A 21,584-nucleotide genomic window follows, 5' to 3' on the forward strand; every position below is an offset into this window, starting at 1 on the left:
TTTGTTAGAACAATCTCAGTCTCAACTGCATCAAACTGAGGGTTTGTTAGAACAATCCCAGTCTCAACTGCATCAAACTGAGGGTTTGTTAGAACAATCCCAGTCTCAACTGCATCAAACTGAGGGTTTGTTAGAACAATCCCAGTCTCAACTTCAGCACATACAAACAGATTTGGATGTCAAGGTCTCCCAACTTGTAAACACACAAAGACAACTGGAGGATTATGATCATAAAATGCAGCAATTGCTGTCTCAAATAGATCGATTGGAGTTTCAGCAAGCCCTAGCCATTAACACTAATGGACGCAGTAAGAGCCAGTACGAACTCTTAGTGTCAGAGGCCTGGTATGCTTATTATACTGGTGCTATGGCTGAGATGCAAGACAGCCTAAAGCAATCTTTGAAATGTTCGCCTTTCTCAGCGACAGACACAGTTAGTAACTGGTTCGAGAGCTTCACTAAACTCTCAGGAGAAAAAGGTCATAATTTAGACACTCTTACTTTGACTAACTTAGCAGAGTGGAAACAATTAATGCGTTTGGTAACAAGCAAGCGTTAAAGCTTTAGCAGTAAAGTTTCAATCAAGAAAAAATCACAATCAAACCACTAGAGTAAATTAAGGCATGAGCAATTTATTGTTTTCCTCGGTAAAATTAATCTCTGTTCATCTGCCTAAAACAGCAGGAACGGTATTTGGGAAGGTTATATTGCCAAGAATTTATCCGCAACATAGTATTTTCTATGACTATGATCTTTTACCGATAAATACTCTCATACAAGAAGGAAAACTGACAGAAAAAATCCGAGTAATTCATGGTCATTTTTCGATAGAAAAGTATCGAGGATACTGCAATAATGCCAAACGTGTGATTTGGCTTAGAAACCCAATTAATTTATTGCTTTCTGCGTATTTTTTTTGGATGGCATCTGGTCGTAATAATATTTTTTACGATGAAAATCATCGATATGTAGTAGAAAATAAATTAGAATTTGCTGATTTTGTCAACCTACCTTTTACACATAATATTATCTCTAACTACTTTGCTAAAGAAATGAAATTAAGTGATTTTTATTTCGTAGGTATTCAAGAATTTTTCAGAGATGATTTAAACGATCTGAAAAATATGTTGGGTTGGCTAACACTTAAAGTTCCTGTAGCAAATCAAAATTTGTATGATAATTACCAAGCTAAGGTAATGGATATTTTAAATAATCAATCTTTGATTAAAAATATCCTTGCTATCCAAGGCGCAGATATTGAACTGTACCAAGAAGCATTAAAATTAAGGTGTCAACGGAAAGGGCTATCAAGTTGTATAGAAATGTATGAACTATCCTTGAAAGAATCACAGTCAAGATTGAGATTCAATTCCAAGGAACCGAAATTAAACCAATGCAGGTGTTTGGGTAGTGAAGAGGGGATAAATCCTCTATAATTCAGGCAGGGCTGTTTCATTTGACAGACTTATGCCCTAAAATTTCTTCATTGCTTTTAAAATGAAGATTCATGCCTTAAACAGTTAAGAGTTAACTGATCAGAAAATAAGCAACCAAAGGAAAAAATCAAAGATTATGACTGAACACACTTTAATTCAAATTCAGGAAGTTGTAAAATTACCTCAAAATGATCCAGAATTGTTGTGGGGGTTTAATATCGACACTCCAAACACTTCATACAAAACAGATAAATATGAAGTTTTGTTCGCTGGTTGGATATTAGGTAAAAAGAATCAAGTAGCCTTTATCGAGGTAATCAGCAGCAATAAGGTAATACAGACGATTGCTGTCGATAAGTCACGTCCAGATGTTGCACAAATTTATACCGAAGTTTCCCATGCAGACACAAGTGGTTTTTGGGAAAAAGTAGGAGTGAATGAACTGCCGACAGAAGTTGAGTTACTTATCCAAGCTGTGTTTTCAGATCAAAGTCGCTTGCCAATTAGCATGGTTAAATTTCAAAAGAAACTATCATTAATAGAGCAGGTTAAGGCTGATTTAGTGCGATCACAGATGCGAATACAACAAATTAAAACAGAACTAGATCACCCTCAACCTAATTACTTTAAACCTCAATTAAGGATTACTGACCAAAAACAAAATGACTCAATCCTAAAATATGCTGCTCACTTGACCGATCGAGAATGGTTTGAGGTAATTCAGAAAAGTGTAGAGCATCCGTTTGTAGATGGTGTCGAATTGCCTGGATTCCCGCCTGATGAAATTCAGCGTAATAGTGTTGGCTCGTCGGGCAAGCTTGCTCTAGGTGAAGGATTTAAGTTCTATTCTGAGATCAAGTGCTACGCAGCTAACTTAGGTCTGCCACTAACCAGGGATAGTCGCATTCTTGATTTCGGTTGTGGCTGGGGACGAATGATTCGATTTTTCCTAAAAGATGTTGTTGCAGATAATCTCCATGGCATTGATGTCGATCCGGAAATGATTGATATTTGTGTCAACACAGTCCGCCAGGGAAATTATAGTATAGTCAAACCAGAGCCACCCACCGAATTTGCTAACAATAGTTTCGACGTGGTTTATGCTTACTCAGTTTTCTCTCATCTGGCTGAACCCGTACACATAAAATGGGTGCAAGAGTTCTCAAGAATACTCAAACCTGGTGGTATCTTGATAGTCACCACTCAAGCTCGTCGATTTATTGAGTTTTGTCGATCGTTGAGAGATCAGAACCATGAATCTGGCTGGTACAATGGTTTAGCAAATTCATTCTTAGATACTGACGCTGCTTTTGCAGACTACGATAATGGCAAGTTTTTATATAGCGCGACGGGTGGTGGAGCTGCACGCCCTGCCTCTTTTTATGGGGAAGCTGTGATTTCGCCTGGGTATGTTAAGCGGGAGTGGACTAAATATCTGACATTTTGCGATTTTGTCGATGATCCAAGCAAGTTTAATCAGGCTGTTATCTTTATGCAAAAACCTGTTAATGACAGTTAGTTATCTTAAGTCAAGGCAGGCAAATGAGGTCGGAATTGCCTCATACCAATTCCGACCTTTTTTATAATTTCCTACTTATTAATACTTCTATTAACTCAGCTCTAATACCGAAAAATAAATTATCAATATAAACAATAGTTGTGTACAAACCGCTATATTGGAGGATAAAATCACATATATCATACCCCCAATACATTGTAACAATCGACCCCTGACTATCTACGGGATTACCATGATAGTCAGGATAACCTAAAATAACAAGATTTCCATTTTCATCTTTTTTGGCATTTAATTTAGAAGGCTGCTCTTTACTTATTATAGGTACTGTAAATATATGTGCGCCTCCTTTTTTTAAAGTTCTGGCGATTTCTGAAAATGCCTTGGCAGGATTAAATATATGCTCCATCACATCTTGCGTTATGATCAAATCAAAACTTTCGTCGGGAAAAGTCAAATTTTCTAAATCTTCATTCCTCCATCCACTAGAATGTATTTTCCCTAGTGGAAAATTTGAAAAATAATGCGTACCTATATAATTTTTACAATTATCTTTTAGTTTTACACTAGCTCCTCTATTACCCGGAGAAGATTCATGTATGCTTAACTTCTTCCAATTAGGATAAAATTTTTCGATACAGTACATTAATGCTCTTTCCCTAGGGATTGAGTGACAATTGTTACAAAAGTAATCATTCCTTAATAATTCACTCTCTGAATAGAATGTTACATGACTGTCGCAGATAACACAATGACCTTGATTGCTAATAAAGTATGACATTGGAAGAAGTTGAGTTAATAATTTATAGATTGAGAGAAATGATATTCTGCTAAGCTACTGACTGATCACACAGGAAAGTAGAACTATTTTCAGTCGTTGTGAATCTTGTGTTTTGATCACCCTCATGATTTCAAATAACGCCCCAAGTTAAACCAATACAAAAATAGTTCAAAATAAATAGGCCAATTTAAAGGAGAGGGAGCAAGAAGATTTGACAGCTTATGAGATTGCATTTGGGACAGAATGCTGGTAAGAATCTTCGTTGATTCTTCGTCACCGATGGATTCCAAAGACTCAAAAGTGTTTTTGCCATGAAAACGATAGTAATACAAATCTTGCTCCATACAAAACGGCTCTGTATGAAGTAGGGAACGCAGCAGAAAATCCCAATCATGGCAATACCGATAACTGCTAAACTCACCTACACGGTTAAAAAGCTCCTTTGTAAAAACGAAGTTTCCAGTAGATATTCCTACATTTGATATCAAAGAAGCAAACCCAACAGAAGGATACTGTTCAATAAGTTTCTGGATCAAAAAATAACGATGAGCGACGGGATGAGATTGAGTTATGCTCCTATCGTTTTCATCAATATACTCTACCTTGCTAAAGACAAACTCATGCTTGTGACTCTGCATTACATTAACGATACACTTGATCCGATTTGGATGATACATATCATCAGAGTTTAAAATGGCTATTATCTTTCCATTAGATTGAGATACACCATAATTAATGGCTGCATGAGCGCCCTGATTTTTTGTAAATTTATGAAATAAAGTCCCATCAGAAAACCTCGTTTTCCAACTATTCCTCTGAATTAAATGCTCTATCTCGCGACTTGAATCATCAGAAGAACAATCGTCAACGATAATAACTTCTAATCTTTCATAAGTCTGTGCAGCCACAGAATCTAAACATCTCTTGACAAAATGTTTATGATTGTAGCAGGGAATCACTATCGATACTAGGGGTGTTTCGGAAATCATCTTCATAAACTAATCACTCTCATCCTCAAACTTGTTGATAAAAATCATGGACTGAAATAGGTTTAAGAACTTGATTCATTGCTTCAAGTAGGAGTTCCTTTACCTCAATTTTATTCTGCAACTCATCCAGCAATTGATACCGATGGTTAACACTTTCTATTGGTAAAGCTCGTATCATGTTAAGAATCCTTTTCGCAACATCTGCATGGGCATTGCTAAGCATTTCCTTTTGTTCCACAGAGATCGCCAAGTCTTGAAGAGGGTCATATCCTTGTCGCAATCGTATCACTTCTATTGGAATGCAGCTTCCGTCTTCCAGCAAAGCCTCTAAGTGCAAGAATAAGAATGCTTCAGATGGCATTCCAGCTACTTGCACTATCATGGAAAAGCCACTGTTTTCAGAACCTGGAAATAAATGCACCTCAGCCACATCTGGACGATTTATATTAATAGCTGTTTGCTGGATAACTTGAGTATTAGATAATACTTTGATTTCCACAGGCAAAGACTTTTGACTTACTGCCCAACCTTTTATCTCAATAGAGTTGACACTAACCCTAGTATCAGCTTGTGGACAATCTAACTGCCACAATAATAATTCAGAATTTTGAGATCGGCTAATATCGATAATTTTTGCCGTTTTTTCGAGCAGCTTGTTCATTTCTTCAATCGAGCGATTTATTCCATTAATTCTATTCTCCAAGTCGTTAAGTTGTGAATGCAAATGGTCAACACTTTTAATAGGAACATATCGAAGTACATCAATAATAGTTTTCCAGCTATGAGTACCATTAAGTGCTCTACGAGTGGCCAAAAGATAGCTATATCCATACTTTTGGTCCGGCTCTAAATGGGCTCCCTCAGCCCATTCATTCCAAGCATTAATAAACACCAATTTTTCGTCGCCCAAATTTACTTGTCTTGTTTTCTCGATAATTCCGCGTAGCCACAATTCATAAACGTCCGGGTGGGAATTAATAAAGGCATGAGCTGCTCTTTTTCGACGCGCTGTATTGTCCCACGATGTCATAACAGAACGAAAAACTTTCAACTCAGGGAACTCTTGAGATAAGGAATTAATAACCCCATCCTTATAGTCATAAAGATGACCAGAAAAATCATCAACTGTGAGTTCATCTGATGAAATTTCTCTGGCAGAAAACCCATGAGGTGGAAACTGTACGGCTGAATCAAAGCCTATTTGCTCCAGGGATGTTTGTAAACCGCTAAATGTGATAGCAATACATAAGTGAACTTCTCCTACACCATTTTTCCTAAATATCTTTCTCCACTGCTCTGCCGTTTGGCGCAGATCTGGAAAAAGATCGTGTCTATAAACAATCAATAAAGGAGCGCCGTTGATGCGAATATATCGTTCATCAAGTAAAATGTGAACTATACTCTCAGCAAAAGCCTGATTTTGTTCGTCTGACCAGCATTCTTGAGTCATCAGTATCTCATGTTCTGCTCCATCCCACCGCCTCGTCCAATTCTCATTAGCCCAACAAATGCAGAAGGGAAAATCTGGCTTTTTCATCTGCAAAACCTCATCTAGAGGACGATTTAGCAGACGTTTGCCAGCAAACCAGTAGTAATAGTAGCAAAAACCATGAATTCCATACTGTTTAGCTAGGGCAGCCTGCGCTTCCCTGACTTCCGGCAGGCGTAAATCATAAAACCCCAAATCCGCTGGGAGGTGAGGTTGATAGTGTCCCTCAAATAGGGGGTTAGCTTTGGTAACATTAGTCCACTCTGTAAAACCTTTGCCCCACCACAAATCATTTTCTGGTATTGGATGGAACTGAGGGAGATAAAAAGCTATTAGACGTACATCCGTTTCAGTGGGTTGAACTCTTCCAGGTTCGCTAACAACAATACCACCAGTGAGGAATGGTTCGCTGCTTTTAATCGGACTCAATACCTCTACTGGCGACTGATGCTCAATACGACTACTGGGGAGTGGTTCGGGGCTTTTAACCCGACTCAATATCTCTACTCGCGACTGGTTTTTAATTGGCTTTTTTTTTTCCAGCACCTTGTTTAACAGCCCAGAAATAGCATTGTCATCAGGCCGAACCTGCAACGCCATCTGATAGAAGACGATCGCCCCATCCGGCCAACTGTGCCGCACCAAAGCATCAGCCAACCCAACATAAAGGTCAGCATCATTAGGTGCAATCTCCAGCGCCTTGTGATACAACTGCAAGTCATCAGCATTTTCCTGAATCGCGCGCTGGTACAAACGCATCGCATCCTGCAAATCCCACTGCGATCGCATCCTCAAAGCATCAGCCAACTTCTGCGAAATCCACGGCAAATCCGGCTGAATTTCCACCGCACAGCGATAAGCAACGATCGACTCATCCCACCGTTCCAACTTCTCAAAAGCCGTCCCCATGTTGTAATAAGTCCACGGAAAATCGCGATTTAACTGCGCCGCGCGCCGGTAAACCTCGATCGCCTCATCCCATCTTTCCATTTCTAGCAGCGCATCGCCCAACTTGCTATGAGACCAGAAGAAACTCGGATTCAGTTCGTTAGCGCGCCGGTACGCAACCACCGCCTCATCCCAGCGTTCCAAATTTACCAGTGCTTCTGCTAAATTGTTGTGGGCCCAGAAATGATCGGGATTTAGTTCGATCGACTTTTGGTAAGCCGAAATAGCCTCTTCCCACCTTCCCAGTTTAATCAGCGCGTCTGCTAAATAGTTGTGTGACCAACTGAAATCTGGATTTAATTCTGTTGCTTTTCGGTAAGCATTTACAGCTTCATCCCACCGTTCTAACTTCAGCAGCACATCTGCTAAATTGTTGTGAGACCAGCTAAAATCTGGATTTAATTCGATCGCCTTGCGGTAAGCATTTATAGCTTCTTCCCAGCGTTCCAACTTAACCAGCGACTCAGCTAAATTGTTGTGCGACCAAGAAAGTTCGGGATTTGTTTTAATTGCATTGGTGTAAGCATCTACTGCCGCTTCCCACTGTTCTTGACCCTTCAGAAGTTCGCCCAATTCATGATAAGCTGCGCCAGAATTTGGGTTTAAATCAACCGCGCGCCGATAACAGTCGATTCCTTGCTCAACCTTACCTTGCTCGATCAAAGTTTTGGCTAAATTCTCGTGTTCCTCAGCAGTGCCCGACTTCGGATCGATCGCAAATGCTCGATACCAGGCTTCGGCTGCCGCCTCCGACTTGCCTAACTGCGCCAAAAGTTTCCCAAAATTTCGTAAAGCACCGGCAAAATCCGGTTTTATGGCGATCGCCTTTTCGTAAGCAGAAACCGCTTGCTGCCACTGTTCTTGCTGCGCGCAAATGCTGCCATAATTAGCGTAGGCTTCGGCAAAATTCGGGTTAATTTCGATTGCTTTGACATAGCAACTTTTAGCTTCATCAATTTTGCCACCTGCTTGCAGGGCGTTGCCGAGCATTTTATAAAGTGGCGCTTCCGGCTTAATTTGTAAAGCTTTTTTGCAAGCAGAAATTGCCTGTTCCAATTTTCCCTGAGCAAAATAGCCTTCTGCGAGTATTTTGTATGCTTCTGGATCTTCTATATTAATTGTAGAATTAACTGCCGGCTTGACTGGCGGCTTGACTACCGGCTTGGCTGGGGGTGCGGCGGGTTGCTGTTTAACTGCTGCACCGTTAGTCGCCGTTGCACCCGCCAAAGTTTGCTCTCCCTCGCTGCCGTTTCTAGCATTAGCTGCGTTCAGTTCAATAGCTTTGCGATAATATACTGTTGCTTCCTGTAACTTGCCTTCTTTTTTCAGCGCTTCGCCTAAGTTTTGGTAAGCTTGAGGTAGATTAGGATTTAATTTTATGGCGCGATCGTAACAGCCGATCGCCTCCGGGAACTTTTCTTGCCGAAAGAAAGCATCACCCATACTTAAATGTTCTGCCGGAGATGCTTTTTCCGGTTCCAAACAGAATGCGCGATACCAGCATTCTTGAGCTTCTGCCGCTTTGCCAATTTGTCCGAATACTTTGGCTAAATTCCGGTAAACTCCGGCGAAATTAGGCTTAAGCGCGATCGCCTTTTGGTAAAACTCGATCGCCTCCGACCATTTTTCCTGCTGCGCGCCAATGCTGCCTAAATTCGCGTATACTTCCGCAAAATTCGGTGCAATTTCAATAGCTTTAGCGTACCAGTGCCGCGCCTCTTCCATTCTGCCTTGAGCTTGCAGCGCATTGCCCAAAGTTTTGTAAGCCGGTGCAAAATTGGGGTCAATCTTTAAAGCTTGCTCGCAGGAGGCGATCGCTTCTGCTAATTTCCGTTGGGATAAGTATATTTCTCCCTGTTGGTTAAATTGAACCGCTGTTGATTCTGTATTGACTGTTGATGGCATAGGGGCGGTGGCGACTGAGGCAGCAATTAAATAGGGTAGTCGAAACGTTAAATAATTATACTTGCGTTTGACACTAACAGTAGCAGGCTTGTTCCCCTAAGTCTTATTTTTTTTCACTCGGGGTACTGGGGAGAAACTCAGCGGTTGAAACCGGGCGGTTGAAACCGGGCGGTTGAAACCGCGTCTATACAAACAAAACCCGCCGGACGCCGGTTGAAGAGCAGAACGAGTAGCACCAAAATCGATCGCACTCAGGATGCCTGCACTACAAGACTTGTTGAAGAAATATCTTATAATAAGGTTCAGAAGACGGTTCCAAACCGCGTCTATACAAGCTTGCACGCGATCGAGCGAGGAGTTGAAGAGTGGCAGTTAAAATTACGTTATCCTCTCTTAGGAATAGAAATTAAATAATTTACACTCTTGAAAGTGGGGTGGGCGGGACGCCCGCCCTTTCTGGACGGGCGGGACGCCCATCCCACAATAATTAAAATTGTAAGTTATTTAATTCGCGATCCTTAGTCCCCGGAGGCGGACATCGTTTGTGTAGAAGCGGTTTCAACCGTACATCCGATCCGATCTCAAATTGCGGTAATTTTGATGTTGTTAGAGCCGCCACCTCAACTTGTCGGAGAAAAGCGCCTCACCTTTCGCGACCTCGATTGGCAGGCCTTCAAGCAAATTCAAAGTTTGCTGGCGGATCGCACCCGCGCCCGCTTTACCTACGATAACGGAGTGTTAGAAATTACCCAGTCCCTCGAAGGACACGAACGCTCTGCTCGCTTGATTGAACTTTTTATTAGAATCCTGATCGTTGAGATGGGGATGAAAATGAAGACGATGGGCTCGACTACCCTCGATCGCGAAGACCTACTCAAGAGCGCCGAACCCGACAATGGGTACTATATCCAGAATTATGCCTTAGTTGCCGATCGCCCGGTTAATTTGAATGTCGATCCTGCCCCGGATTTAGTCGTGGAAGTGGATATTACTCATACGGATCTCAATAAAAATACACTCTATGCGAGTATGGGAGTGCCTGAGTTTTGGCGGTTTAACGGGCGGGTATGGCGAATTCTGCAATTAGTCGATGGGGCTTATGTCGAGCGCGATCGATCTCCGACTTTTCCGATTATTGAAAAAACTGATTTATACCAGTTTCTAGAAGCTGCTTTCATTGATGAAGTTGCCGCAGAGATAGATTTTCGTCAATGGGTGCGACAGCAGATTCAAGGCTGAGTAGAGAAAGTACGATCGCCCAAAAACTATAACTGCTTTTTTGCAAAAAACGATCGCCCTTTTTGGAGAAAGCGATCGCCTCGATGTCAACTATTAGTTAGCAAATCTTATCAATTACCGATCAAGCTGCGGCTGCTGCTTCTTCTGCTTCTTCTTCAGGGCTGGCTTTAGTTCCCAACACGGTAACAACCACCTGAGTTGGGTCGCCGAGAGCTTCTGCTCCCGCAGGTAAAACTAATTCGTGAATGTGCAGCGCATCCCCTACCTTCAAATTAGAAATATCTACTTCAATTGCATCAGGAATGCTATCAGGTTTGCACTTAACTGCGATTTGCGTCAGCACAGTTTCCAACATACCACCTTCTAACTTGACGCCGACAGATTCGCCGACAAAATGCAGAGACACTTCAACTTCCAGGCTGTCTTGAGTTGCTACGGAGAAAAAGCTCAGGTGGTAAGGAAAACCTTTCCAAGGATGAACTTGAACTTCTCTGAGCAATGTTTTTCCGCTCCAAGAGAGTTCGGGAATGCTGAGATCAATTAGGGTGTTGTTGACTGCGTGTTTTTTGAGCAGGGTTTCAACTGTTTTAGCTTTGACGGTAAGGGAAATGGATTCAGAGCCTTTGTGTCCGTAAAGGACGGCGGGAATCAATCCGGAGCGGCGGAGGGCGTTAGGTTTGCTGCCTTCTGCCCGCTTTTGACATTCTACTGCGATTTCCATTTTATGACTTTCTGTTGATTGTTTTCACATTTTACCAGAATTGTGGTAGTGCGATCGCGTTCAATTAAATTCGCTGAAGGTATTGATAATTTTCGTTTTCCACACACTTCAGCAATTCGAGCATTTTTCTCAAACGGTACGTTCCTGATTGATACTCTTCTTTTGAAGGGTAATCACCAAGCTTAGTCAGAACTAAATCGCTTTCACTGATGATTGCTTCGCTGAAAATTTTCTTGAACTACTGGCGAATCTCCTGATTTAATTCAACTAGAGGCAGAATTACATTTTCTTCATCTAAGTGAATTTCGGTATCGATTGATGCGCCACCTATTTTGGAAAAATCAGACTTTGCCAACCATTCGTAAGTATTTGCTGTGATTCTTACACTATCAGACGGTTCACCATTGGCTGAATAAAAACTGATGTCAAACATTGGGATTGCTCCTCCCACTAAACATCTGAAAACTCGTTATTATGATAGGGCGATCGAACTAACTTAATTAAAGGACTCGTTGAAGATATTGATAATCTTCGTTTTCAACACATTTTAGCAAGTCTAGCAATTTCCTCAAACGGTAGGTTGCTGATTGATACTCTTCTTTGAGAGGAGAATCTCCCAGCTTGGTGAGGACGGTATCGCTTTCGCAGATAATTGCATCGCGGAAAAAACTTCTGAGCTTCTGGCGAATATCTCGATCTAACTCAACTAAAGGTAGTTTCTCCTCTTCTTCATCTATCAAAATATTTCTGGGAACAGATTTGCCAATTTTGGAAAATTCTGATTTTGCCAACCACTCGTAAACGTCTTCAGACATTTCGATATAGTGCGGCGGTCGATCAGTTTTGAAGGTATAAAAAATAAGATCTAACATTAGCTTTCCTCTTGACCTTCCTGATTCAATAACTTACTTTCTGGAAAATTTTCTACCCAAGCTATATCTGCTCGATCGAATACAGTTTTAGCAGGTTTAGTAATTCCTCCTGTGGTAATAACTCCAATCACAGTTCCTTTTTGACATATTTCCTTAGCTTTGGTTGAATCTATTTTCTTGGTTTTCCAGGCTTTAATTTCAATATGCGGTTCATTCATTATTGTTTATATTTTTTTGATAAATTAACTATTGAATTCTACCTGCAAATTACGGAGTAGCTGTTTAATTCGCGGAACATCTTGCTGGTTGACTATCAAAATATCACCTTTGGGATTGTTTCCGGTTGTTCTTTTGGCTTCTATTCCTTCTTTGCTCAACTCCATTATAAGCCATCCAATCATGTCCCTGTGAACTTCTAGCCGTGCTATCTGTTCATCCTCGTCAGTCATTTACTTGACTCCCTGTAAATAATACCAATTCTCGCCTCGTCTTGCAACAATCATGAGTGTTGGGCTAGCGTGGAACGGAGGGTTGTTTCCTGAAAGACTGTATGCAGCGGTGCGTCGCTGCGAGATTGTGGCTCTTTTTTGGGATTTTTGATGGCGACGCACTCTACAGCTACTGTTGCATGAGTTTTATGATTGTGCTACTACAGCCGTGCCATCAACCGACAATAATCCCCGCTTCGGCCCGTGAATCGGGTCTTCGACAATAATAGTTTGGTCGCGACTGGCTCCGAGAGATACAATGGCGATCGGCACTTCCATCAAATCTGCCAAAAACTTTAGATAATCCAAGGCTTGCGATGGCAAATCTTCCAAATTGCGACATTCTTCCGTGGACTGTTTCCAACCGGGAAGGGTTTCATAAATCGGTTTACAGCGAGCAAATATCCGGGAACTTTTCGGGAAATCAATGCAGCGTTCCCCGTCAATTTCGTAAGCAACGCAAACCTTGATTTCTTCTAATTCATCCAAAACATCTAGTTTGGTAACAGCGAGACAATCAAGGCCGTTGATGCGGACTGCGTAGCGGCCGATTACTGCGTCGAACCAGCCGCAGCGCCGTTTGCGGCCGGTTGTGGTGCCGAATTCTGCACCTCTCTCGCCCAAAACTGCGCCAATTCCATCGACCATTTCGGTAGGGAAGGGGCCTTCTCCGACGCGGGTTGTGTAGGCTTTTGCTACGCCAATTACTCGATCGATCGCTGTGGGGCCAACTCCGGTTCCTACACAAGCGCCGCCAGCGATGGGATTGCTGGAAGTAACGTAAGGATAAGTGCCGTGATCTAAGTCTAATAAAGTGCCTTGGGCGCCTTCAAATAGAATATTTTTCCGCTTGTGAAGTCCCTCATAAATCTTTAGGGAACTGTCTACTACGTGCGGCCGCAAACGATCGGCATAAACTCGATATTCATCAATTACCTCTTGCGGATTTAGAGGCGGCAAATTGTAGAGTTTTTCCAGAATGACGTTTTTATGCTCGATCGTCCATTCCAGTTGTTCTTGCAAACCTTCCAAGTCCATTAAATCGAGCATCCGAATGCCAGTGCGTTCGGATTTGTCGGCGTAAGTCGGGCCGATACCGCGTCCCGTCGTGCCGATTTTATAATTTCCGCGCTGCTCTTCCGATGCTACATCAATTAATCGGTGATAGGGCATCGTGACGTGAGCAGTCTGTGAAATCATCAGCGAGGCAGTCGAAATATTCAGTTTTTCTAACTGATCTAATTCTGCTATTAAAACTTTAGGGTCGATTACCGTGCCGCAGCCGATGATACACTCTGTCTCAGGGTAGAGAATCCCGGACGGAATTAAGTGCAGCTTGAAAGTTTGACCGTTGACTACTACCGTGTGACCGGCGTTGACGCCCCCTTGGTAGCGGACAACGATATCTGCGGATTTGCTGAGCAAATCGGTAATTTTGCCTTTTCCTTCATCGCCCCACTGGGCGCCGATCACAACTACGTTAGCCAAGGGTTTCTCGCGTTCAGTTCAGGTTGACACAAACTCCGATTATGTACGAATGCGTCCCGGATGTCAAATTAATTTTTGTTACAATTTAGAGAAGTGAGGCTGTATTGGTCTCAAGAAAAGACTACCAGGACGATCCGGGGAGAGGGGGAGAGGGGGAGAGGGGGAGAATGGGAGAGGGGGAGAATTGGAGAATGGGAGAGAATTTGATGAGTTTTTATGGGAATCCAATGGGTAGCTTAAATGGGGAACAGTTTACCTGCTGGAGGTTGTTGGCTAGTATTTGGGAAAACCAGGTTTCTGGCCACTGATGTGTCTAGGACTAAATTACAAATTCTTAAATTCCTTCAATTCCTTAAATTCCTTCAATTCCTTCAATTCCTTCAATCCTTCAATTCCTTCAATCCTTCAATTCTTTCAATCTAAAATCTAAAATCTAAAATCTAAAATCGCATGACTTTACACGCTGAGTTGCACCGACATCTAGGTGGTTCTGTGGTTCCTCGAATTTTGTGGCGGTATTTCGATCGCCATAATGCCGAAATGGTCGATCGCTTTCAACAATATTCCGCATTTGAGGAGTTTTACACTCGCCCGCGCAATACTCTCGACGAGTATTTGGAACTGCACACGCTGGTGGAAAGCGTGCAAACTGTTGAGACTTTGCCTTATTTCATCTATCGGTTGATGCGGGGCGCTTACGTGTTTGAAAATCTGGCTTATTTGGAGTTGCGCTATACGCCTTATCTGCGGACTCCTGAGCATTTGGATCAGTCAAAACGCATTGATTTGATGGCAGAAATTGTCCAAGTTGTGGGTAAGGCAAGTCAAATTAGCGATTGTCCGATTGTTACCAGCCAAATTTTGTGTATGCACTCGCGTTTGCCCTATGAAGTGAATCGGGCGATCGTCGATTTGGCCGCACAAATGGGAGAATATGTTTGTGCGATCGATCTTGCGGGCGGTGATGCTGCTATTGGCGATCGCCTGGACGAATTTGTGGGATTGTATGAGTACGCAAGGTCGATCGGCGTCAAAACTACCGGCCATCTCTACGAAACTACCTCGGGCTGTTACCCCGAACTTCTGCCCTATCTGATGCGTATCGGCCACGGGATTCAAATTCCGCTCAAATATCCGGAACTGCTGCCAGAGGTCGCGCGCAGGGGTCAATGCTTGGAGGTTTGCCCGACTACCTATCTCAAAACGGGAACGTTGCAGGATATGCGAGAATTGAAGCTCGTGTTCGATCGATGTTTTGAAGCTGGTGTCGATATTGCCATTTGCACCGACAATGCGGGATTGCACAACGTGCGGCTGCCTTTTGAGTACGAGAATTTGTTGACTTTGGATATCATTGATTTTCGGCAGTTACAAGCGTGTCAAGATGCTGCTTTCCGTCATGCTTTTGCGTGGCCCTACGGCGAAAGGCCCGTGAAGATGCTGACTGGTTTGTTGCAGCATGAGTCGGTTGGTGCGATCGTGAATTAAGATGAGACGGCGGTTGAAACCGCGTCTACACAAATGAAGTCCGCCTCCGCGGACTGAAGAAAATAAGGTAATTTCAACCGCCGTTTCATCTTTAACCCGCGAAGGCGGGTTTTGTTTGTATAGATGCGGTTTCAACCGCCGTTTGATCTGAACCGTATTGAGTTATATTTGGGAAACAGAAACATCAATAAAAAAGGATAAAAAACAATGACAAATATGGACGCTTACTGGATGCCCTTTACTGCTAACCGACAGTTTAAAGCGAATCCACGAATGCTGGTTTCGGCAAAAGATATGCACTTTACCAGCGATGATAATCGCTCAATTCTCGATGGTACTGCGGGGCTGTGGTGCGTGAATGCTGGCCACGCCCGCGAGACAATTGCCGAAGCAGTTAAACAACAAGTCTTAAACTTAGATTATGCGCCGCCTTTTCAAATGGGACATCCGGCTGCTTTTGAATTAGCGGAACGTTTGGTAAAGCTGATTCCAGGGAATTTCGATCGCGTTTTCTTTACTAATTCTGGTTCGGAATCGGTGGAGACTGCGTTAAAAATTGCGATCGCGTATCATCGAGTTAGAGGTGAGGGAACTCGCCAAAGATTGATTGGTAGGGCACGCGGTTATCACGGTGTTGGTTTTGGGGGAATTTCTGTCGGCGGTATTGGCCCAAATCGCAAGTTTTTCGGCAGTTTGCTCACGGGAGTCGATCATTTACCTCACACTCACAATTTAGAACACAATGCTTTTAGCCGCAAACAACCGGAATGGGGAGCGCATTTGGCGGATGAATTAGAAGGGATTGTGGCTTTGCACGATGCGTCGAATATTGCGGCGGTAATTGTGGAACCGGTGGCTGGTTCTACAGGGGTTTTGATTCCGCCGAAGGGTTATTTGGAAAGGCTTAGAGCGATTTGCGACAAGTACGGAATTCTGCTGATTTTTGATGAGGTAATTACTGGATTCGGGCGTTTGGGTGCGAGTTTTGCTACTGAATATTTTGGGGTGGTTCCCGATATTGTGGCGACGGCGAAGGGGATAACTAACGGTACTGTGCCGATGGGGGCGGTGTTTGTGCGGGAAGGCATTTATGATGCTTTTATGAATGCTGCTGAAAATGCGATCGAGCTTTTTCACGGTTATACTTATTCGGGGCATCCGGTGGCTTGTGCGGCTGCTTTGGCGACGCTGGATATTTATGAGGAAGAACGGTTATTTGAACGGGCTGATAAGATTGCTGGTTATTGGGAAGATGCAGTGCATTCTTTCAAAGGAGTTCGCCATGTGATTGATGTCCGCAATTTGGGACTTGTGGCGGGGATTGAGTTGGAATCTATTGCTGGGAAGCCGGGGAAACGGGCTTTTGATTGTTTTACAAAGTGCTTTGAAAATGGGTTGTTGATTCGCACGACTGGTGATATAATTGCTTTGTCGCCGCCGTTGATTATTGAGAAGGAACATATCGATCGCATTGTGGAAATTTTGACTGGGGTTTTGCAAGGGATGGAATAGGATTAAACTAAAATCTCAGAAACCGGGTTTTTGCCCAAATCACCGACTGTAATCAACTATTCTCGAAAAAACCCGGTTTCTCGCCACCCCGCACATCCCAATTTTATGATAAAATGCTATCAACATAAGTATTCGGAGATAAACCGATGCAACTAGAAGACTATTTTGAGTTTCTCGACCCCGATGACATCCGCATCAAAGGACATCGGATCGGCATCGATGACGTGATTAAATATTACTTGGATGGATATTCTCCCGACCAAATTCTGGTGGAATTACCCACTCTGAATTTAGAGAAGATTTACGCGACGCTAACCTATTATCTGCAAAATCGCAGACAGATGGATGCTTATATGTTGCGGCTGGCGAAGTGGCGGGAAGAACGCTATCAGGAATGGTTGGCTAAGGAACCTTCTGATGTAGTAAAACGTTTGAGAGCAATCAAAGCACAACGAGAACAGGAGTTAATTCTACTAAAGTGAAAATTCGTTTTTTACTCGATGAAAATTTGCCGCCTAAGCTCAAAAGTGCTGTTTTGCACCTCCAGCCGGAGATAGATATTTTGCGGGTGGGGGACGCAAATGCACCAACATTAGGAACCCTCGATCCAGAAATCATCAGCTATTTGGAGTCATCACAAAGGCTATTGGTAACGGATAACCGCAAAAGTATTCCCGGACATTTGACAGAATATTGGGCGACGGGAGGACAAATTTGGGGACTTTTTTGGGTGCGTCCAAGTGCGAGTTTAGGCAGATGGGCAGAAGAAATTGTGATGGTTTGGGAGACTTCTGAGGCTGAAGAATGGATTGATAAGTTGGATTGGATACCATTATAAAAGATTGTTGAAAAAGTGCGTGAAGCGTAGCTATCCCGTAGGGAATCGACCAAAACCCAAAATCTCAGAAACCGGGTTTTTGGCAATATCTCCGACTGTAACAAAGGATTCTCGGAAAAACCCGGTTTCTCGCCACCCCACACATCCAAGACTACGACATAAACCAAAGAAACCGGGTTTTTCGCAGTCTTTAGGCTGTGTATCGATATCCTCGGAAAAAACCCGGTTTCTGGCCACACCCAAAATCTCAGAAACCGGGTTTTTGCCGAAATCTTCGACTGTAACGAAGGATTCTCGAAAAAACCCGGTTTCTCGCCACACCTACAACAATCTTGCCATCGCCCGCCCCAAACAGATGAGTTTCACCGATAATAAATGAATAGATAGAACCATCCCAAATCCCAAATCGCCATGAACTCCGATCGCCAACAAGCCTATCTCAACCTGATAAGTCAACTTCTAAACTGTGACAGTGGCGATGAAGCGGAGATATTGAAAACTCACCCGGAATTGCTGGATGATGGCTTGGTGGTGGCAATGCTAGAAGAGGCGGATAATCTCAGAGAACAAGGTAAATTAAATAATGCTAATTGGTTGAAAAATTTTGCAGGGCTACTGGGTAAGGTGGATGGAGATTTCCTAGCGGGAATTGCACTGAAAGCAGAAGCAGATAGACTGTTAGAACAAGGCGATCGGCAGTATAGTATCAGTCAATTTCGAGAAGCTTTGCAGTCTTGTGAACAGGCATTAACTATCTATCGGGAGATCGGAGATCGCGAAGGTGAAGCAGGTTCCCTCGGCAATTTGGGCTTAGTCTACAATTCTTTAAGGCAATACGACAAGGCGATCGCATTTTACGAACAGTCTTTAGAGATTAAACGGGAAATCCGAGATCGCCAAGGAGAAGCTAATTCCCTCGACAATTTGGGCTTAGCTTACAAGTCCCTAGGACAATACCACAGGGCGATCGCATTTTACGAACAGTCTTTACAGATCGAACGAGAAATCGGAAATCGTCGGGGAGAATCTGCGTCCCTCGGCAATTTGGGCAATGTTTACCGACTTTTATCACAATATCAAAAGTCAATCGAATTTCAGGAACAATCTTTAGACATTGACTTAGAAATCGGAAATCGCGATGGAGAAGCGAATTCCCTCAACAATTTGGGCTTGGCTTACAATTCCCTAGGGCAATACCACAGGGCGATCGAATTTTATGAAGAGTCTTTAGACATTGACTTAGAAATAGGCAATCGCCAAGGAGAAGCTAATTCCTTTAACAATTTGGGCTTTGCTTACGAATCTCTGGGGGAATACTATAAGGCGATAGAATTTTACGAAAAATCTTTAGAGATTAAACACGAAATCGGAGATAGTAAAGGAGAAGCTGCTTCCATTTGCAATTTGGGCTTAGTTTACTATTCTTTAGGAAACACACACAAAGCAATCAAATTAATCGAACAGTCTTTAAAGATTTCACGACAAATTGGCAGTAGACAATGGGAATCTAATTCCCTCGCCAGTTTGGGATTGGCTTACGCATCCCTAGGGCAATTACAAAGGGCTATCGAATTTCACCAACAGTCTTTAGAGATTGAACGTGAAATCGGAAGTAGACATGGAGAAGCCGTTAACCTCAGCAATTTGGGCGATATTTACTATCAAATCAGCAATGGACTTAGGATGCGTTATAAAAGTATTCCCAAAATCCTAGCCTTCATTCTTAAAAAAATCTTCATTCTTTTGGAAAATCATTGGCTTGAACAAGCAGAATTACAACTCCTTGCCTCGATCGCAATTCATGAAACCCTACGCTCAGAATTAGTCAATAACGACCACAAAGCCTCAATTTTTGAAACCCAAATATTTCCCTATCGCCTCCTACAACAAGTCTTGGTCGCCCGATCACAATTTGACGAAGCCTTAGAAATATCCGAAATGTCCCGCACCCGTGCCTTCGTCGAATTATTGCAACAAACCTTATTAACAAATGAATTACCAACCAATAACGAAACAAATAAATTATCCATCCCCAAAATCCAACAAATCGCCCGCGACAGAAACTCCACAATAGTTGAATATTCCATTATCGATCCAGACATCATTTACATCTGGGTAATCCAACCAAACGGCAACATCACCCATCGCGCCGCCAATCTCGAACCCCTCAACCAACAAAACCAAACCCTCAAACAAATCATCCTCAAAACCCGCGTCTCCATAGGCACCGAAGAAACCGACGACGCAGGCAACAAAATTAAACTAGAATCCCAGTACAAACGAGACGAAACAGGCCGCTTTCCCCTACTGCAACTCCTCCATCAAATCCTGATCGAACCAATCATCGACTTACTCCCCACCGATGCCAATTCCCTCATCATCTTCATCCCCCACTATGACTTATTTTTAGTTCCCTTCGCCGCCTTGCAAGATAGCAACAACCGCTACCTAATCGAACATCACACCATCCTCACCAGCCCATCCATCCAAGTATTAGAAATCACCCGCGAACATCACAACCGAGTCCGAGGATTGAGACAAGCCGCCCTAATTGTCGGTGATCCAACTATCGCCACCAAATTCAACGAAAACCCCTACAAACTCCGCCAAATCCCCAGGGCAAAAGAAGCCGCCGAAGCCATCGCTGCAACTTTAGGAACCCAAGCAATTAGCGGAGACAATGCCACAAAAGTCGCCATTTTAGACAGGATGCTAAACACGCGCATCGTCCATTTATCCGCCCACGGACTCCTCGACGATTTCCAAAGTTCCGGCATTCCCGGCGCGATAATTTTAGCACCATCAGGAGATGACGACGGCGCAATTCATGCTGTGGATATCCTGCAATTAAAACTCGATTCCGAACTCGTAGTATTGAGCGCGTGCAGCACCGGCCGCGGTAAAATCACTGGAGATGGAGTCATCGGATTGTCGCGCTGCTTCATCCTCGCCGGAGTCCCCAGCATCATCGTTTCCCTGTGGAATATGGGAGTGATTTCAGCCAAGTTGCTAATGACGGAATTCTACCAAAATTTAGCACGGGGCGACAATCGAGCAGCGGCCTTGCGGTGTGCTATGCTAACCACAAAAGCTAGATTTCCGAGTCCGATAGCTTGGGCTGCATTTACGCTAATTGGCGAAACCGAAACTTTACCGCTGTCAACTGAAAAAACAGATTTAAGGAGATTAGTCATGTCACTTCCCGATGATGCGAAACCTGAAGAAATTGTGGCGGCTTTTAGTAAGTTATTGAAAATATCGGAACCGCAATTTGTGGCAGAATTATCCGCGATTGATGTTGGTGCGATGGATAATGTGAGTGTTATAGCTGAAAGAATCAAGGATTGGTGCGAAACTAAGCCTCAAATTGAAGAGAATTTGGAGAATGAAATTTATCAAGCGGGTGCGGGCGGGACGGATAGTGATGCGCCGGAGGAAGTGGTGAGGGAGTTTTATGAGACGTTGAAGGAAAATAAGATTCGATTGGGTTTGTCTAGGGATTCTGTGGCGGTTGAGGGCCCGGCCCCGGCGGTGGGTGAAGAAGGCCCCGGCGGTTGAAACCGCGGCTACACAAACGATGTCCGCCTCCGCGGACGAAGAGGGAAGAGGGTCTTCGGCGGTGGTGAGGGCCCCGGCGGTTGAAACCGCGGCTACACAAACGATGTCCGCCTCCGCGGACGAAGATGGTATTCGGAGATGAGAAATCATTGTGTAGAATCTTCAACCCGCGGAGGCGGGTTTTGTTTGTGTAGACGCGGTTTCAACCGCCGGGTAATTAGGGCTTGCTGAAAAATCAATCACATATTGCGTGGCATAGGTTTAGATGGCGCGAGGGAGAAAAAAGTGCAAGATAAACAGGTAATATAGATCAAAA

19 protein-coding genes and 1 pseudogene are annotated in these 21,584 nt (G+C 43.4%); 10 read left to right on the plus strand and 10 right to left on the minus strand.

The annotated features are described in order from the left end of the window. The 3 genes and pseudogenes from JGK14_RS10550 to JGK14_RS10560 form a co-directional block, all read left to right on the plus strand. Window positions 1-559 (plus strand): annotated as a pseudogene (locus JGK14_RS10550) (hypothetical protein); the annotation flags it as partial. Window positions 560-623: 64 nt separating this feature from the next. Continuing rightward, window positions 624-1,436 carry a hypothetical protein gene (locus tag JGK14_RS10555; protein WP_293218481.1) on the plus strand — a complete coding sequence of 271 codons (813 nt, stop codon included), beginning with the start codon at window positions 624-626 and terminating at the stop codon, window positions 1,434-1,436. 136 nt (window positions 1,437-1,572) lie between these two features. After that, on the plus strand, window positions 1,573-2,955 hold the full coding sequence (locus tag JGK14_RS10560) for a class I SAM-dependent methyltransferase (RefSeq protein WP_293218478.1): 1,383 nt from the start codon (window positions 1,573-1,575) through the stop codon (window positions 2,953-2,955). A gap of 61 nt (window positions 2,956-3,016) precedes the next feature. Here the strand turns inward: JGK14_RS10560 and JGK14_RS10565 are convergent, their stop codons facing one another. The 3 genes from JGK14_RS10565 to JGK14_RS10575 all read right to left on the minus strand — a co-directional run bounded on the left by JGK14_RS10565 (window position 3,017) and on the right by JGK14_RS10575 (window position 9,064). Next, the gene (locus tag JGK14_RS10565) at window positions 3,017-3,598 is read right to left on the minus strand and encodes a class I SAM-dependent methyltransferase (protein ID WP_293218475.1); all 582 of its coding nucleotides are present in this window, start codon (window positions 3,596-3,598) and stop codon (window positions 3,017-3,019) included. 257 nt (window positions 3,599-3,855) lie between these two features. Then, a complete protein-coding gene (locus tag JGK14_RS10570) occupies window positions 3,856-4,728 on the minus strand; it encodes a glycosyltransferase family 2 protein (RefSeq protein ID WP_325315040.1) in 873 nt (290 codons plus the stop codon). 19 nt (window positions 4,729-4,747) lie between these two features. Beyond that, a complete protein-coding gene (locus tag JGK14_RS10575) occupies window positions 4,748-9,064 on the minus strand; it encodes a glycoside hydrolase family 99-like domain-containing protein (protein WP_325315041.1) in 4,317 nt (1,438 codons plus the stop codon). A 213-nt stretch (window positions 9,065-9,277) separates the two neighbouring features. Between JGK14_RS10575 and JGK14_RS10580 the strand changes: the two genes are divergently transcribed. Together JGK14_RS10580 and JGK14_RS10585 are read left to right on the plus strand one after the other, a co-directional pair. Next, window positions 9,278-9,478: a hypothetical protein gene (locus JGK14_RS10580; RefSeq protein ID WP_293324889.1), complete on the plus strand. Its 201-nt coding sequence runs from the start codon at window positions 9,278-9,280 to the stop codon at window positions 9,476-9,478. A 186-nt stretch (window positions 9,479-9,664) separates the two neighbouring features. Continuing rightward, entirely contained in the window at window positions 9,665-10,303 is a 639-nt protein-coding gene (locus JGK14_RS10585) for a Uma2 family endonuclease (RefSeq protein WP_293218487.1), read from the plus strand. Window positions 10,304-10,424: 121 nt separating this feature from the next. Here the strand turns inward: JGK14_RS10585 and JGK14_RS10590 are convergent, their stop codons facing one another. From JGK14_RS10590 to JGK14_RS10615, 6 genes are all read right to left on the minus strand, one after another. Next, the gene (locus JGK14_RS10590) at window positions 10,425-11,024 is read right to left on the minus strand and encodes a 50S ribosomal protein L25/general stress protein Ctc (protein ID WP_293186915.1); all 600 of its coding nucleotides are present in this window, start codon (window positions 11,022-11,024) and stop codon (window positions 10,425-10,427) included. 238 nt (window positions 11,025-11,262) lie between these two features. Further along, the gene (locus tag JGK14_RS10595; RefSeq protein WP_293186914.1) at window positions 11,263-11,457 is read right to left on the minus strand and encodes a hypothetical protein; all 195 of its coding nucleotides are present in this window, start codon (window positions 11,455-11,457) and stop codon (window positions 11,263-11,265) included. 67 nt (window positions 11,458-11,524) lie between these two features. After that, window positions 11,525-11,896, minus strand: coding sequence for a hypothetical protein (locus JGK14_RS10600; protein ID WP_293203406.1), 372 nt, complete (start codon window positions 11,894-11,896; stop codon window positions 11,525-11,527). Then, the gene (locus JGK14_RS10605; RefSeq protein ID WP_293192599.1) at window positions 11,896-12,114 is read right to left on the minus strand and encodes a hypothetical protein; all 219 of its coding nucleotides are present in this window, start codon (window positions 12,112-12,114) and stop codon (window positions 11,896-11,898) included. The genes JGK14_RS10600 and JGK14_RS10605 overlap by 1 nt, the downstream gene beginning before the upstream one ends. Before the next feature lie 24 nt (window positions 12,115-12,138). Next, on the minus strand, window positions 12,139-12,345 hold the full coding sequence (locus JGK14_RS10610) for a hypothetical protein (protein ID WP_293186911.1): 207 nt from the start codon (window positions 12,343-12,345) through the stop codon (window positions 12,139-12,141). Between the two features lie 186 nt (window positions 12,346-12,531). Then, entirely contained in the window at window positions 12,532-13,872 is a 1,341-nt protein-coding gene (locus JGK14_RS10615) for an adenylosuccinate synthase (RefSeq protein ID WP_293186910.1), read from the minus strand. A 450-nt stretch (window positions 13,873-14,322) separates the two neighbouring features. Between JGK14_RS10615 and JGK14_RS10620 the strand changes: the two genes are divergently transcribed. The 4 genes from JGK14_RS10620 (at window position 14,323) to JGK14_RS10635 (ending at window position 17,710) form a co-directional block, all read left to right on the plus strand. After that, window positions 14,323-15,360 (plus strand): adenosine deaminase, encoded by a 1,038-nt coding sequence (locus JGK14_RS10620; RefSeq protein ID WP_293324886.1) that lies wholly within the window; start codon window positions 14,323-14,325, stop codon window positions 15,358-15,360. Between the two features lie 207 nt (window positions 15,361-15,567). Beyond that, window positions 15,568-16,872 (plus strand): aspartate aminotransferase family protein, encoded by a 1,305-nt coding sequence (locus JGK14_RS10625; protein ID WP_293199070.1) that lies wholly within the window; start codon window positions 15,568-15,570, stop codon window positions 16,870-16,872. Between the two features lie 146 nt (window positions 16,873-17,018). Next, window positions 17,019-17,354 (plus strand): DUF433 domain-containing protein, encoded by a 336-nt coding sequence (locus JGK14_RS10630; protein ID WP_293186907.1) that lies wholly within the window; start codon window positions 17,019-17,021, stop codon window positions 17,352-17,354. Further along, entirely contained in the window at window positions 17,351-17,710 is a 360-nt protein-coding gene (locus JGK14_RS10635; RefSeq protein WP_293186906.1) for a DUF5615 family PIN-like protein, read from the plus strand. Before JGK14_RS10630 ends, JGK14_RS10635 begins: the two co-directional genes overlap by 4 nt. Before the next feature lie 30 nt (window positions 17,711-17,740). Here the strand turns inward: JGK14_RS10635 and JGK14_RS10640 are convergent, their stop codons facing one another. Further along, window positions 17,741-18,031 (minus strand): hypothetical protein, encoded by a 291-nt coding sequence (locus JGK14_RS10640; protein WP_325315042.1) that lies wholly within the window; start codon window positions 18,029-18,031, stop codon window positions 17,741-17,743. Between the two features lie 90 nt (window positions 18,032-18,121). Between JGK14_RS10640 and JGK14_RS10645 the strand changes: the two genes are divergently transcribed. Then, window positions 18,122-21,268 carry a CHAT domain-containing protein gene (locus tag JGK14_RS10645; protein ID WP_325315043.1) on the plus strand — a complete coding sequence of 1,049 codons (3,147 nt, stop codon included), beginning with the start codon at window positions 18,122-18,124 and terminating at the stop codon, window positions 21,266-21,268. The last annotated feature ends 316 nt before the right edge of the window (window positions 21,269-21,584 follow it).

This window comes from Microcoleus sp. PH2017_28_MFU_U_A (genome assembly GCF_020738035.1).
In the GTDB taxonomy this organism is placed as follows: Bacteria; Cyanobacteriota; Cyanobacteriia; order Cyanobacteriales; family Microcoleaceae; genus Microcoleus.

Excerpts from the sequence above, each read along its gene's own strand:
- JGK14_RS10595 (WP_293186914.1), bottom strand. The coding sequence starts at position 11,457 with ATGTTTGACATCAGTTTTTATTCAGCCAATGGTGAACCGTCTGATAGT.
- JGK14_RS10565 (WP_293218475.1), bottom strand. The coding sequence starts at position 3,598 with ATGTACTGTATCGAAAAATTTTATCCTAATTGGAAGAAGTTAAGCATA.
- JGK14_RS10600 (WP_293203406.1), bottom strand. The coding sequence starts at position 11,896 with ATGTTAGATCTTATTTTTTATACCTTCAAAACTGATCGACCGCCGCAC.
- JGK14_RS10570 (WP_325315040.1), bottom strand. The coding sequence starts at position 4,728 with ATGAAGATGATTTCCGAAACACCCCTAGTATCGATAGTGATTCCCTGC.
- JGK14_RS10560 (WP_293218478.1), top strand. The coding sequence starts at position 1,573 with ATGACTGAACACACTTTAATTCAAATTCAGGAAGTTGTAAAATTACCT.
- JGK14_RS10610 (WP_293186911.1), bottom strand. The coding sequence starts at position 12,345 with ATGACTGACGAGGATGAACAGATAGCACGGCTAGAAGTTCACAGGGAC.
- JGK14_RS10555 (WP_293218481.1), top strand. The coding sequence starts at position 624 with ATGAGCAATTTATTGTTTTCCTCGGTAAAATTAATCTCTGTTCATCTG.
- JGK14_RS10585 (WP_293218487.1), top strand. The coding sequence starts at position 9,665 with ATGTTGTTAGAGCCGCCACCTCAACTTGTCGGAGAAAAGCGCCTCACC.
- JGK14_RS10620 (WP_293324886.1), top strand. The coding sequence starts at position 14,323 with ATGACTTTACACGCTGAGTTGCACCGACATCTAGGTGGTTCTGTGGTT.
- JGK14_RS10605 (WP_293192599.1), bottom strand. The coding sequence starts at position 12,114 with ATGAATGAACCGCATATTGAAATTAAAGCCTGGAAAACCAAGAAAATA.
- JGK14_RS10625 (WP_293199070.1), top strand. The coding sequence starts at position 15,568 with ATGACAAATATGGACGCTTACTGGATGCCCTTTACTGCTAACCGACAG.
- JGK14_RS10590 (WP_293186915.1), bottom strand. The coding sequence starts at position 11,024 with ATGGAAATCGCAGTAGAATGTCAAAAGCGGGCAGAAGGCAGCAAACCT.
- JGK14_RS10630 (WP_293186907.1), top strand. The coding sequence starts at position 17,019 with ATGCAACTAGAAGACTATTTTGAGTTTCTCGACCCCGATGACATCCGC.
- JGK14_RS10645 (WP_325315043.1), top strand. The coding sequence starts at position 18,122 with ATGAACTCCGATCGCCAACAAGCCTATCTCAACCTGATAAGTCAACTT.
- JGK14_RS10575 (WP_325315041.1), bottom strand. The coding sequence starts at position 9,064 with ATGCCATCAACAGTCAATACAGAATCAACAGCGGTTCAATTTAACCAA.